The organism is Peribacillus sp. FSL E2-0159 (genome assembly GCF_038643155.1).
In the GTDB taxonomy this organism is placed as follows: Bacteria; Bacillota; Bacilli; order Bacillales; family DSM-1321; genus Peribacillus; species Peribacillus simplex.
Map to the genome: position 1 here is coordinate 5,579,188 of NZ_CP152053.1, position 13,876 is coordinate 5,593,063.

Here is a 13,876-nt window from a genome sequence, read left to right on the forward strand (position 1 = left end):
CTCGAATACGTTTATCTGATTCAAAAAAGCGATTTAACCATATAAAGAGCCGTGATCCAAATGATGATTGCAGAAATTTTATTTAATATTACAAGGAATTTGCCAGATGTATCAACCTTTTTTAGCAAACGGCCCGCAAGACATAATCCATGGAACCAGCACCATGAAACAAAGATGCACGTTATGGTGAAAATCATTTTATCTTTTCCTGAATAAACAAGTGAGCTCGAACCGATTACACCTATCGTATCCAAGATTGCATGCGGATTCAGTAATGATACGGATAGGGCAAATACAATTTGTTTTTTGGTGGACATCTGCATAGATTGGGCACCTGACTGTGAGTTCGATTTGGCAAGCCAAATCTGAAACCCCATATACAATAAAAATATAACTCCGATCATGATTAAAGCAAGGCGCAACCAATCATATTGCATGACAATCAACGAAACACCTAAAACGGCTAACAGAATGAGCACCGTATCACAAATGGCAGCTGTAATCGTTGCTGGCAATGCTTTTTTAATGGTAGGTTGGATTGCTCCTTGATTAAAAATGAATACATTTTGCACTCCCAAAGGAAGTATTAGTCCTAAAGCCAATAATAATCCATGAAAAAATGGTCCCATACGAATACCCCTCCCCTCATATTCAGTATAATGAAATAAACAAAGGATTGACCATCCAATTGGTTGGTTTTCAAACCAACCAATTTATAATGAATATAGAACATGAAAGGAGTGGTTTTTGTATGTTTATCGAATGGAGACCAAACCGGACTTCCGACCAATCACTTCACCTACAGATAGTAGAATGGATCAAACAACAAATTACCCGAGGGGAATGGCCAGTTGGTACTAAGCTTCCATCACAACGCTCATTGGCCGATTCTTTTGGTGTAAACCGAAGTACAATCATCACAGCCATAGATGAGTTGATTGCAGAAGGATTATTGGAAACTAAGATTGGGTCCGGCACATTCGTTTCGAACAATACATGGAATGTGCTCGTCTCCAGCAAACAGCCCGACTGGAAAAACTATGTCCGAAATGGCCTTCATGAACCAAATTTAAAAACGATTCAGGACATTAATCAGTATGAAACGGACACTGCCATCATCAGATTAGGTACAGGCGAACTATCTCCATCTCTATTGCCTACAAAACAAATTGAAAAGACGTTGCAATCCACTTCTTTTGATGCTCACTCTTTAGGTTATTCCGAGCCCAAGGGTGATAAGAGGCTTCGCCAATGTATAAGTGTTTATTTAGAAACAAAAGGGATCAACGCAAGTCCCAGCTCCCTCATGATCGTCTCTGGCGGGCTTCAGGCACTCCAGTTGATTTCAGTTGGTTTACTTCAAAAGGGATCTATGATTTTACATGAATCCCCTTCTTATTTAAATTCCGTTCACCCTTTTCAATCTGCGGGCATGCATTTAGTAGGTTTATCAAAACAATGCCGGGAAAGTATCCCGACACAAATAAAGCGCATCAACGGAAGGAAGAAAGCGTCACTGTTTTATACTGTTCCTACGTTTAACAATCCAACAAATTCTACATGGACAAAAGAAGAAAGACTAAACCTATTATCACTATGCAAAAAAGAACAGATCCCGATTATTGAAGATGACGTATATAGTGATTTGTGGTTTGAAAAGGAACCTCCGCCGCCTTTAAAATCCCTTGATGCAGATGGCCTTGTATTGCACATTGGCAGTATATCCAAAACATTAAGCCCCGGATTGCGTATCGGATGGATTGCTGGCCCAATAACCGTGATTGAACGTTTAGCGGATATTAAAATGCAAATGGATTACGGTTCCAGTGCACTTTCCCAACACCTTGTAGCAGAATGGTTAGCAAATGGTCAATATTCAAAGCATTTAGAGTGGCTAAGGCATGAGTTGATAGCACGTAGAGATTTTACATTAACTCTTCTCAATCAATATTTTAAGGGACTGGCTGAATGGCAAATACCTCGAGGCGGGTTTTACATATGGTTAAAATTATGCAAACCCATCGTGAATCCAAACCTTTTCAAGCAAGCGATAAAGGAGAACATACTTCTTAATCCGGGGTACATATACGAACCAAATAACCATACACATATACGGCTTTCATATTCATACGCCTCGGAGGAACAATTAGCTTATGGCATCCAAACCCTTTCAAAGATCATTCGGCAGTTGGTTTGACATCTTGAAGGATTGGAGAAGCTCATCATGTTGAAACAGTAATGGAGCTGCCGTGGCAGCTCCAACCTTATTGAGTAAAGTATCTTTTCGAATTACGTTACACTTAACGGAAGTCTCATACCTATCAATGCCTAGAAGATGATATCACGGAGTAGCAGCTATCATTTTTACGTTCCGCTCTTTTTGCTGGATGATGAAAAAAGAATGGTGATTGCCATGATTGATCATGATATGATCGAGGATTGCTGTAAGCGCCTCACCCTTATTCGTCTGATATGTCTCTGAACTTTCCTCAATGATGATTTTTTCTTGGTGGGGGTCATAATTAATAGATGTTTTAGCACCTCTTTCAAAAAAAGAAAGGGTTATCTCCTGACATAGTGGAAAATCCTGATAGGGTGAATCAGAGCGGGGATCCTTGTCAAAAGGAGAATTGACGTGCTGAAGTGCATCAAAGAAACTTGGCTTTGTAAGATTTGACCTTCCGCTTCCTCTCCTTTCGAATTTCACTGTAATTCCACGAATAGTTACTTTATTGCTGGATTTCTTCTTATAATTCATAAATACCCTCCTTTTATTAGATTCTTTATACCTAATTCTTTTATCCTGTACCATATACCTGCCGGATAATGAAAATACTTCCTCAATAATAGATTTTCATATTAACACGGTGAAAACGCAGCAAACTACTCCATAATCATCACGAAAGAATTCAAAATCCGGAAATCTTATTACGCAAAAACAGCCCTCTTGGATAAGAGGGCTCATACTGTAGACAAACTCGCCTTTCTACGTACAAAAGGAGGTTCGGAATGGATTACCCCAAACAATGATTAGAAAGGAAGACTTGGTTATCCTTCATGAATTTTTACCTTTTTATATGGAATGAAACCCTCATTAGATTGAAGAAATTTGCGACACTCCTGCCGAATAACTGGCTAGACGAGACCCCACAGACGCTTGCGGCGAGGAGGCTTGGCAGACAGTCGGCGGAATGGGAGCGGATTTCTGAAATAAGCTGAAACGTTTTTCAAAGAAAAAAACTTTAGGCAAACTCGCTTTCTTCGAGTTTGTCTACAAACTGAAGCCCTCTTGGATAAGAGGGCTTCCTTTCGTTATTTTTTTGCTTTATTGATGTTAAAGGATTTCTTCGATTCATTTCCTGCAAGATCGGTCACCTTAAATTCAAACTTGTTGTTGCCTGATTTAAGCGGCAGCTCCAAATCCTCTATCTTCTTCTTATAGGCACGCATTTTGTATGGCTCCTTGAATTCATGATAGAATACTTCGCTTCCGTTCAGGTAAAGGCGAATTTCATCAAAATTATCTTCTACCGTCACGTCCACTTTTGGATTTTTGCCTTTGACTCCCACAGTTTCCGGAACACCTTTAACTTTTAAACCTGGCTTTGTTGCATCGATCATAACTGTCCGTTTAAAGGAAACCGTGTTATCCCATTTATCGGTTGCTTTAACCGTGAAGCTTTGGACACCATCTTCAAATTTCTTTTCATATGAGAATTCATATTTATTATTCGTCTTGTTATACGTTGCAGGTACCGTTTTATTGTCGATTTTAAATTCCTTTATTTCCGACGCTTCTTCAATTTCTCCTGTTATTTTGATTTTATTTTTATTGTTCACACTCAAGGCTTCAGGACTCTTGATCTTTACAGCCGGTGCATGATTATCGATTGGAGCTGAATCACTGGCTAATTCGGTTTCAGCCGTTTTTTCATTACCTGCAAAGTCAATTGCCACAACCTGAACCTTTTCCCCTTTTACATCAGGTAGGGTGAATTGTTTCGCATTTGCCGGGAGCGGTTCTTCCATGATGGATGCTCCATCGACTTGTACATCGTAATAAGCAAGTCCTGAACCATTCAAATTATCCTTACCTTGGATGGTTAATACATTTCCTTTTTTCGAAATCTTGACTGTCGGCTTTACCGTATCGATTTTGATAGGCATTTTAAACTTCTGCCATTTTGCACCCTCGTAATCTATCATCGCTTTGATTTCAAAATAATAGACCCCGTCCTTAGCGAGTGCATTATTGATTTTACCGTCCCATTTACGTGCAGGATCCAGGGTGTATGCAGTCCCTTGTCCGCCATCATAATAGTCCTTACGTACATTATTCTCTGTGTGAAGTTTCCGGATTGATTTGTTTTCACCATTCAATATATTGTATTCTACCTTTTTCGCATTCCTTAAGAATGATAGGACCGGCACGAAGTCATCCTGTGCACCATCACCATTTGGGGAAATCGCAATATTTTTGCCATTGAATGTTTTTCCCGCAGGGTCATAGCCAAGATAAGTGAAATCTTCGCCCGCTGTCGATACTCCTCCTGCCATGCCATAGAAAGACTCTTTGTCATATTTAGTGCCATCCAGGATCGGGGCCTTGTCCCACTCCCCCTTAAACCCTACATATGGGACATGCAGTTCCGGATTCGTGTCGGCTGGATCCTTCAATGAAATGAACCCTTCAACGAAATATCCGTTTGGAAAAACCTTGTCAATGTCTACAAGAGTCTGAAGGTCATCGCCAAGTACTTTTGCATTGGATATGTCCACTTTCACTTCGAATGTAACCGATTTTTTTGCAGGAACGGTAATCTTATTTGTATTTTTATTATTGATTTTAATTGAAGCGTTCTTAATTTCCTGCGCTTCCAGCTCATTAGCGGAATAACCCAGTTGTCCCTGAATTGCATAGTCTGTTTGGATATTTCCTTTTACATCATACTTGACTGCTTTGTTGCTGAAGTTTTCAACCTTTAAAGTAAAAGCGAACTTATTGCCGATCTCCTTCATTGCAACCTTTGCTTCTTTCGTGAATGCCTCAGTCACGACAGCAGGTGTGGACAATGCGGACTGTAGCTGCATGACTCCGGCTCCCTGCCTGCGAGGCGAATAAGGGTTTTTCCAGTCAAGGGCCTTATTGACGACACCCTGATCCGTTAATGGTTTTGATGTATTCATCATCAGGTTCTTCGCTAAATTAGCCCGGGCAGATCCGTCTAATTTAAATTCTTTATCCACTCTTTCAAGAACTAATGCCGAGCCGCCTGAAACATGTGGTGCAGCCATCGAAGTACCGCTCATCATCCCATATTCATCGTTGTTCAGCGTCGAATAAATTTGTCCGCCCGGAGCAGTGATTTCTGGTTTGAAATCCAAGTTCGGCGCGACTCCCCATGAACTGAATGAGCTCATTTTCCCTGCTTCTGGATTTACAGCTTTTGTTTTATCACCATTAAAGGTAATCTTCACCTTTTCTCCATCCGTTAAGGCCGCTTTCAGCTTTGCACCATCCGACTTCAACATGAACAGCTGTGGAATGGTGATGCTTGGATCTGTGGCCATGGAAATATATCCGTCAGCATTATTGTAAATAATGACTCCTGTCGCTCCTGCTGCCTGGGCATTTTGCGCTTTTTCTATAAAAGAAAGCGTGCCGCGTTCGATGAGGGCGAACTTGCCTTTAACATCCACTTTCGAAAGCTCCTCTGGCGTCCCAAGACCTGCAGCCACTAAGTCATGTGTTTTAACCGTTAATGCATTGGGATGTACACTTGAAGCCGACATGAACGGAGCTTTTCCTGATTGTCCGTTTATATCATAAGTCGCTGCATCCAAATCCATATAGTTATTCTCTACCGATGCCACTTGTACCGAATCATAAGCAAGTCCCGGTGAACCTGAAACGCCAATATCCGGGTTAGAGGCTGATGGGTTTGCAAATCCATTTCCAAAGTGTGCCGAGTTTCCTGCTGAAATCGACATGAGGATCCCATTATCAACAGCTCTGGATACCGCCTGCTGCTCCGGATCTTCTGCCGATACAAAACCTGCAGTGGAGCCGAGGCTCATATTCAGCACATCCGCCCCAAGGATGATGGCATCGTCAATCGCCTTAATATATATATCGCCCCATGTTGTCTGCATGTCGGGATCATTACCGAAGACCTTTAAAGCAAGCAGCTGGGCTTCAGGAGCAACCCCTTTAATGCCGCCATTCTCTTCATCTCCATTGGCACCAGCCGTACCTGCTACATGCATTCCATGCATGGAAGCCCCTTCACCAAGGTCAAGGATTTCTTCATTTTCATCCATGTAATTGTATCCATAAGGAACCTTCGCCGTATAATAATTGCCTAATAGATGGCTAGATTCCTTCATCCCGCTAATTTCACTTTCAGTCAGTTCAGCCTTATTCTCGTCGTTCAGGACCATATCACGGTGAGATGGGTCGATTCCAGTATCAATAATCCCGACGACCATCCCTTCCCCTTTATATCCATATTCCCGCCAAGCCTCCTGGGCTTGGACAAGTTCTTTACTATAAAGCATCTCGGGTTTTTCTACAGGACGTTCATATTCATTCGCAATATGTACTTCAGCTACTTCAGGCATGGCTTCCACCTTTTTGATTTCACCATACTGAAGTTCACCACTGAACCCATTGACAACTGTCGTAAAACTTTCAAGTTCCTTGAAAGCTATTTTTTTCTCCTTCACCTTTTTTTTCAATTTCTTCTGATTAGCTAGCTTTTCGGACTTTAATTGTTGTTTCTTATTTTTCGATAGCTGTTTAAAAAGTTTCCCTTCTTTCGAAGCTGTTTCTATTGCCGGGGCTTCCTTCATCTCTACGATGACCCTGACCTTCTCGTTGCTTTTGTATTTCTTCCCCAAATCATTTTTCTTCAGCTTTATAATACTTTCTTGATTCTTCTTCCCCGCTCCATCCGAACCCGTCGGGGGATCTGGGAGCTTGGCTGCGGAAACGCTTGCAGTAAATACTAATAGAAAGATTGCTAGAATGGACAAGCTACGTTTAATCAATGAACTTTCCTCCTCTAAAATAATCAATTTTTGGAATATTCTTACTGAGTATAAAAGTATCACAACTTTTGGGGTGATTTTAAGAGGTAATAGTCACTATTTTCCTATTTCCAACTAGGATTTTATTATTATTTTTCATATTTTAATAGATTTTCGCTAAACGACAAAAAGATGGTGATGTTAAACTAACATCACCCTTTTACTTCTAGTTTTTCATTCTTGGATCCAAGGCATCGCGCAGCCCATCCCCCATAAGGTTAAAGCCGAGTACCGTAAGCATGATCGCAAGACCAGGGAAAAGAACCGTCCATGGTGCTTGAATGATGAACGCCCTGGAATCGGCAAGCATTTTTCCCCACTCTGGTGCTGGCGGCTGTGCACCGAGACCGAGAAAGCCGAGTGCTGCACACTCAATTATGGCAGTTGCAATCGCCAAGGTACCTTGAACGATAATCGGTGCAAGGCTATTCGGAAGGACGTGGTGGAGGAGAATGCGGCCATCCCCCATTCCAATTGCCTTCGCAGCCGTTACATATTCCTCTTCTTTTACCGTTAAGACCCGTGAACGTAAAAGCCGGCCGAATATCGGGACATTGACGATAGCGATGGCAATAAGTGCGTTGCGAAGGGAAGGTCCCAAAACGGCTACTACTGCAATCGCAAGCAAGATACTTGGAAAGGCCAGAATGATGTCAAAGACCCTCGATATGATCGTATCTATCCACCTGCCGTAATAACCGGCAATGATTCCCAAAAAAGATCCAACCACTACAGACCCTGCCACAGATAAGAAGCCGACCCCTATTGATATGCGCGAGCCATAAATGACCCGGCTCAAAATATCACGGCCAAATTCATCCGTTCCAAACCAATGCTCCGCAGACGGGGCCAAATGTTTATCACTTAGCTTTTGCCCCTCAAATGAATAGGGTGCTATAAGGGGCGCGAAGATGGCGATTAAGATGAAAAATGTAACAATCCCCAGACCAACAAGGGCTACCTTATTTTTCCTAAAGCTTTTCCACCCTTCCTTCCAGGGAGAGATGACTTTTTCCTCTGCCTCTTTGGGAGGAAGGATTGGCGATGTATTCGTTGCTATTTCAGGCATGAGTTTCCCTCCCTATTTATACTTAATCCTAGGATCGATCGCTGCATACAACAAGTCCACAACCAGATTAATCATGACAAACAAAAAGGCGATGACGAGAATTCCGGACTGTATCACTGGATAGTCCCGAGATAGTATTGCATCATAAATATATGTACCGATACCCGGCCATCCAAAAATGTTTTCTGTTAAAATGGCGCCGCCTAAAAGTAATCCCGTCTGCAGACCGATAACCGTAACCACTGGAATCAGGGCATTCTTAAAGGAGTGCTTGTAAACAACCCAAAACATTCTCATCCCTTTAGCACGAGCCGTACGAATGAAATCCGATCTCATAACTTCCAGCATGGACGAACGTGTCATCCTTGCAATAATGGCCATCGGAATGGTCGCAAGCGCAATCCCCGGCAAAATGAGATGTTTGATCACTTCGAAAAATTGATCAACCCTGCCCTGCATAAGTGTATCTATCAAATACAGGCCGGTTATGGCCTCAACGGGATCCCTGATATTGTCCCGCCCTGTCGTCGGAAGTAAATCCCATTGAATTGAAATGATGTATTGCTCCATTAATCCCAGCCAGAATATAGGCATGGACAAACCAATCAAAGCGATCACCATGGCTACATAATCAAACCATGAGTTTTGGAACCAAGCTGATATTATCCCTGCATTCACACCTATGACAACTGCGATGATCATGGCGATTAATGCCAGCTCTATCGTTGCCATTAAGTATGGCCCAATTTCTTCCGAAACCGGACTATTCGTTTTTAACGATACACCCAGATCACCCTTTAACAGGCCTGATAAGTAATCCCAAAATTGAATGAACCAAGGTTTATCCAGACCAAGTTCCTTTGTCATTGCAGCGACTGCCTCTTCTGTTGCTTGCTGCCCTAGAATCACCTGTGCTGGGTTTCCGGGAATCGCCCGAATCATCATGAATACAATAAACGCCATTCCGAGTAACACTGGAATGAGTGATCCTAAACGTCGTACGGTATAGGAAAACAAAACAATCACCCGCCTTTTAAATAAGGGTCCTTCGAAGCGCCCTCGATCATTTTGAAATGCATTCCATAACAAAACCGGGAAGCATGCAAGACTCCATACTACCCGGTTCGTACGGTTAATTTTCTAGAGAAACATTAACAAGGGATTGTGAACCAGTTGGATGTGGAACAAACCCTTTGACCGTCTTAGATCCGGCTAGCTGCGGTAAAGAGTGGACAAGTGGTACCCATGGTGCTTCATCATGGATGATTTCCTGGGCTTTTCCATATAACTCATTACGCTTGGCTTCATCTGCCGTTGACTGAGCTTCGATCAATAGATCATGGACTTCATCGTTTGCATAACGGGCATAGTTGTTGGAGCCGATATTATCTTTATCCAATAACGTATAAAGGAAGTTATCCGCATCTCCATTATCGCCTGTCCAGCCCATCATGAAGGATTGGGCTTCACCAGCCTGCACTTTCTCTAAATATGCAGCCCATTCGTACGAAACGATATTCGCTTCGATACCGACCTGTTTTAGGCTTGCTTGAATGGCTTCAGCCACTTTTTGACCATCTGGCATATATGGGCGCGGTACCGGCATTGCCCAAAGGTCCATTTTAAATCCGTCTTCAAGTCCAGCTTTTTTCAGCAGTTCTTTAGCTTTTTCTACATCATAATCATAGTCTTCGACTTTGTCATTGTAGCCAGAAACGGATGGCGGCATAGGATTCTTGGCTGGCTCTGCTGTGCCTTCATAAAAATTATCAATAATTTCCTTTTTGTTGATCAAATGCGAGATGGCTTGACGCACTTCTTTCTTGTCGAATGGCGCTTTCTCAACATTGAAAGCAAAGTACCCGACGTTCATGGATGCCCGTTCGAATATTTGCAGTTTTTCATCTCCTGTAACTTTACTGATATCACTTGGGTTCAACCCGTCCATCAGGTCGACTTCACCCTTGATTGCAGCATTTAAACGTGCAGAGTTATCTTTAATGACCTTAAACGTGATTCCATCAAGTTTTGGCAGTCCATCTTGCCAATAGTCATCGTTTTTCACCACTTCAATCGTATCGCCAGGTTTCCATGATTTGAATTTGAAAGGACCTGTACCAGATGGGTTTTTAGTGAAGCCGTCACCCTCTTTTTCAATTGCAGCCGGACTGGCTATTGCAAATGTAGGCATGGCAAGGTTTTTCAGGAACGGCGCCTGCGGACGGTTCAACGTGAATTCCACCGTGCTGGCATCGATCGCTTTAACTTCTTTGATCACATGGCCCTCATCACCTTCAAACCCTCCGAACATGGACGCATAGTAAGCGAATTTACCCTCATCCTTACTTTGTGCCCAACGTTGAAAGTTTTTTACGACCGCATCTGCATTGAAATCCGTACCATCATGGAACTTGATGCCGGTTTTCAATTTGAATGTGTATGTTTTTGCGTCATCGGACACTTCCCATGATTCTGCAAGACCTGGATTGATTTCCGTATTATCTTCCCCATATTTCACAAGCGTTTCAAAGATCTGCTGTGTGACGATGAATGATTCCCCATCGGTTACGATAGCTGGGTCAAGACCGACAGCATCTCCGCCTTTACCGTATATCAATACGCCGCCCTTCGCTTCACTCGTACCCCCTTTACCCTCATCTTTCTCTTTTGATGTAGACGAGGAGCATCCCGCAAGCGCTAGCGAAAGAGCCAGGATACCAGTCAGCAATAATGCCAATGTTTTCTTCATATTCTTCCCCCTTATTATTTGCGAATTTATGTATACGTCGTGTCAATTGTATAGATGACAAGCAACGTAGTGACCAGGTTTATGTTCATTCAGGATTGGCTTTTCCATTTTGCATTCTGCCATCGCCTTCGGACACCTCGTATGGAATGGACAGCCAGCAGGCGGGTTTGATGGGCTTGGAACATCTCCCTGCAGGATTACCCTATCTCCCTTGTAATCCACATCCGGGATCGGCACGGCTGATAATAAAGCCTGCGTATATGGATGAAGCGGATCTTCATAAAGACCTTCACTTTCCGTCAATTCAACTATATGTCCAAGATACATGACACCGACACGGTCGGAGATATGCCTTACCACTCCAAGGTCATGGGCAATGAACAAGTAGGTCAAATCAAAATCTTCCTGCAAATCCTGCAACAGATTCAAGACCTGGGCCTGAATCGACACATCCAGTGCAGATACCGGCTCATCGGCAATGATCAGTTTCGGGTTGACTGCAAGTGCCCTCGCGATGCCAATACGCTGCCGCTGGCCCCCGCTGAATTGATGCGGATACCTTTTAGCATGGTAACTGCTTAAGCCAACAACCTTAAGGAGTTCCTGTACACGGGCCTTTCGCGTCTTTTTATCTTTAACCCCATGAACGATGAGCGGTTCTTCCAATATTTTTTCAATTGTATGCCTGGGATTGAGGGAAGCGAATGGGTCCTGGAAGACCATCTGCATTTCACGCCGCATCTTTCTCATTTCACTGGAAGATAAAGCCGTCAGGTCCTTTCCTTCGAAATAAACATTACCCTCACTCGGCTCAAGCAATCGAAGCAATAATCTTCCCGTCGTAGACTTTCCGCAACCGCTTTCACCGACAAGTCCTAAGGTTTCCCCTTTATAAATGGAAAAAGACAAACCATCCACTGCCTTGACCTCTCCAATGGTCTTTCCCAGAACTCCTCCTTTAATCGGAAAATGCTTCTTTAGGTTTTCTACCTTAACCAATGTTTGATTCATGCAAGGCGGCTCCTTTCCCATCTTCATACAGCCAGCAGCGTACATGCTGACCCTCATCGAATTTCAAAAGAGACGGGGTCTCACTTATACATTGCTCCATGGCATGGGAGCATCGAGGGGCAAACTGGCACCCGAGGTTGCTTGTCCCAGGTTTCGGCACATTACCCGGTATCGAGTAAAGACGCTCTTTCTTTATTCGCATATCCGGAATCGACTGAAGTAAACCGACAGTATAAGGATGCTTAGGGTTTTGGAAAATCGTTTGCACATTTCCTTCCTCTATTACCTTGCCTGCATACATGACAATGACACGTTCACACATTTGCGCCACTACCCCAAGATCATGGGTAATCATCATGATTGCCGTGTCGGTTTCTTTATTTAAATTCTTCATTAACTCTAGGATTTGTGCCTGGATCGTCACATCCAAAGCCGTTGTCGGTTCATCTGCTATAAGGAGTTTCGGCTCACAAATCATGGCCATTGCTATCATTACCCTTTGTCTCATTCCGCCTGAAAGCTGATGCGGATATTCTTTGAGCAATTCCTCGGCACGGCCAAGCCCAACCAGCTTCAGCATTTCAACCGCTCTATGGCGTGCCTGTTTTTTGTTCCATTTTTTATGTATCCGAAGCGTCTCGATCAACTGCTCGCCAATAGTGAACACAGGATTCAAGCTTGTCATCGGTTCCTGAAATATCATCGCTATATCATTCCCGCGAATTTTTCTCATTTTCGCTTCAGAGGCATTTGCGATGTTCTCTCCTTTAAAAAGGATTTCCCCCTCCACCTTACCAGCCGGTGAAGAAACCAGACCCATGATGGACAGAGAAGTTACGCTTTTTCCGCATCCCGATTCTCCTACAATCCCTAAAACCTCACCAGGATTGACGTGAAAATCGATTGAATTCACGACAGGAATCACCCCATCGTCAGTACGAAAACTGGTTCGCAGCCCATTCACCTTAATAATTGGTTCGTCCATCAAATCACTTCCTATATATAACTTTTTTTCCAATTATATTATTGGGTTTATTATTGCATCAAAATTAAAATATTACAATATATTTTCTAAAAATTCTAATTTAACAGAATTATTTTTTTATTTTTTCTATTTACACACATTTTGGCACAAAAAAAAAGACTGCTTATTTGCAGTCAATACAAGGGGGAAATCAGATATCTCGATTTTATTGAGGGTAAATCGGGGTTTCTAGCGGGGAAAAAGCTATATTAGCTTTGGGGAATAAATGGATGAAAATGAATTATATATACTACTATCAAGTTTTATTAAATAGTGCTGAAATTCTTTGGATTTATTTTTCATTATGGTCATATAAATACTTTTTTTGTGTTTCCAATTGATTTAGCATCAAATGAATCCGTCCTAATATTCATTATTAGAAGTATTAACATTGGCCTTCACCGCATGACGGAATAAATCACTAAGATTATTTCACTCTTACATATCCTTTAAAACAATCTTGCTTCAGTCCGTATAGGCAAGCTATCATACCTAACCCAACGTATCACTATAAACCAATATGTTCAAAATCCTTGGGCTTAACATCAGTTTGTTTAGACCCAATGAATTGAACCCTCTCGGCGACCACTTCAGTTACATATACATATTTACCTTCCTGATTTTCGTATCTCCTTGTTTGTATTCTGCCAGTTATGCCGATTATGGCACCTTTTTTACAATATTGAGCAGTATTTTCAGCCGACTTTTTCCATATGATACACTGTACAAAGTCTGCCTCATAGTTACCGACAGTATTACGGAAGTTCCGGTTGACTGCTAACGTGATATTGGAAACAGCCTTGCCATCGGGTGTGTATCTTAATTCGGGATCCTTCGTAAGCCTGCCGACGAGGGTAACTTGGTTAATCATTTTTTCACTCCTTCCTCTTTAATATGCTTTAATCATACTCTTTCTTCCATCGATTAAAAAATG

Annotated in this window: 10 protein-coding genes; 1 reads left to right on the forward strand and 9 read right to left on the reverse strand. The window is 42.4% G+C overall.

Annotated features, from left to right (window positions below):
• Positions 1 to 20 precede the first annotated feature (20 nt).
• Positions 21 to 629, reverse strand: coding sequence for a LysE family transporter (locus tag NYE63_RS27290; RefSeq protein WP_342603517.1), 609 nt, complete (start codon positions 627 to 629; stop codon positions 21 to 23).
• 122 nt (positions 630 to 751) lie between these two features.
• Here NYE63_RS27290 and NYE63_RS27295 point away from each other — a divergent pair, with 122 nt between their 5' ends.
• Positions 752 to 2,197 (forward strand): PLP-dependent aminotransferase family protein, encoded by a 1,446-nt coding sequence (locus NYE63_RS27295; RefSeq protein WP_342603518.1) that lies wholly within the window; start codon positions 752 to 754, stop codon positions 2,195 to 2,197.
• A gap of 144 nt (positions 2,198 to 2,341) precedes the next feature.
• On the opposite strand, the gene NYE63_RS27300 is transcribed toward NYE63_RS27295, so the two are convergent.
• From NYE63_RS27300 to ssb, 8 genes are all read right to left on the reverse strand, one after another.
• Positions 2,342 to 2,758, reverse strand: a complete 417-nt coding sequence (locus NYE63_RS27300) for a hypothetical protein (protein ID WP_342603519.1) — start codon at positions 2,756 to 2,758, stop codon at positions 2,342 to 2,344.
• Between the two features lie 554 nt (positions 2,759 to 3,312).
• Positions 3,313 to 7,050: a S8 family serine peptidase gene (locus NYE63_RS27305; RefSeq protein WP_342603520.1), complete on the reverse strand. Its 3,738-nt coding sequence runs from the start codon at positions 7,048 to 7,050 to the stop codon at positions 3,313 to 3,315.
• 205 nt (positions 7,051 to 7,255) lie between these two features.
• Entirely contained in the window at positions 7,256 to 8,158 is a 903-nt protein-coding gene (locus NYE63_RS27310; protein ID WP_063235671.1) for an ABC transporter permease, read from the reverse strand.
• Positions 8,159 to 8,170: 12 nt separating this feature from the next.
• Positions 8,171 to 9,175, reverse strand: a complete 1,005-nt coding sequence (locus tag NYE63_RS27315) for an ABC transporter permease (protein ID WP_148358361.1) — start codon at positions 9,173 to 9,175, stop codon at positions 8,171 to 8,173.
• Positions 9,176 to 9,290: 115 nt separating this feature from the next.
• Positions 9,291 to 10,907, reverse strand: coding sequence for an ABC transporter substrate-binding protein (locus tag NYE63_RS27320; protein WP_342603521.1), 1,617 nt, complete (start codon positions 10,905 to 10,907; stop codon positions 9,291 to 9,293).
• 42 nt (positions 10,908 to 10,949) lie between these two features.
• Positions 10,950 to 11,918, reverse strand: a complete 969-nt coding sequence (locus NYE63_RS27325; protein WP_342603522.1) for a dipeptide ABC transporter ATP-binding protein — start codon at positions 11,916 to 11,918, stop codon at positions 10,950 to 10,952.
• Positions 11,899 to 12,903, reverse strand: a complete 1,005-nt coding sequence (locus tag NYE63_RS27330; protein ID WP_342603523.1) for an ABC transporter ATP-binding protein — start codon at positions 12,901 to 12,903, stop codon at positions 11,899 to 11,901. The genes NYE63_RS27325 and NYE63_RS27330 overlap by 20 nt, the downstream gene beginning before the upstream one ends.
• A 547-nt stretch (positions 12,904 to 13,450) precedes the next feature.
• The gene (gene ssb, locus NYE63_RS27335) at positions 13,451 to 13,813 is read right to left on the reverse strand and encodes a single-stranded DNA-binding protein (protein WP_342603524.1); all 363 of its coding nucleotides are present in this window, start codon (positions 13,811 to 13,813) and stop codon (positions 13,451 to 13,453) included.
• Positions 13,814 to 13,876: the final 63 nt, after the last annotated feature.

Excerpts from the sequence above, each read along its gene's own strand:
- NYE63_RS27330 (WP_342603523.1), bottom strand. The coding sequence starts at position 12,903 with ATGGACGAACCAATTATTAAGGTGAATGGGCTGCGAACCAGTTTTCGT.
- NYE63_RS27300 (WP_342603519.1), bottom strand. The coding sequence starts at position 2,758 with ATGAATTATAAGAAGAAATCCAGCAATAAAGTAACTATTCGTGGAATT.
- NYE63_RS27295 (WP_342603518.1), top strand. The coding sequence starts at position 752 with ATGTTTATCGAATGGAGACCAAACCGGACTTCCGACCAATCACTTCAC.
- NYE63_RS27325 (WP_342603522.1), bottom strand. The coding sequence starts at position 11,918 with ATGAATCAAACATTGGTTAAGGTAGAAAACCTAAAGAAGCATTTTCCG.
- NYE63_RS27310 (WP_063235671.1), bottom strand. The coding sequence starts at position 8,158 with ATGCCTGAAATAGCAACGAATACATCGCCAATCCTTCCTCCCAAAGAG.
- NYE63_RS27290 (WP_342603517.1), bottom strand. The coding sequence starts at position 629 with ATGGGACCATTTTTTCATGGATTATTATTGGCTTTAGGACTAATACTT.
- NYE63_RS27320 (WP_342603521.1), bottom strand. The coding sequence starts at position 10,907 with ATGAAGAAAACATTGGCATTATTGCTGACTGGTATCCTGGCTCTTTCG.
- ssb (WP_342603524.1), bottom strand. The coding sequence starts at position 13,813 with ATGATTAACCAAGTTACCCTCGTCGGCAGGCTTACGAAGGATCCCGAA.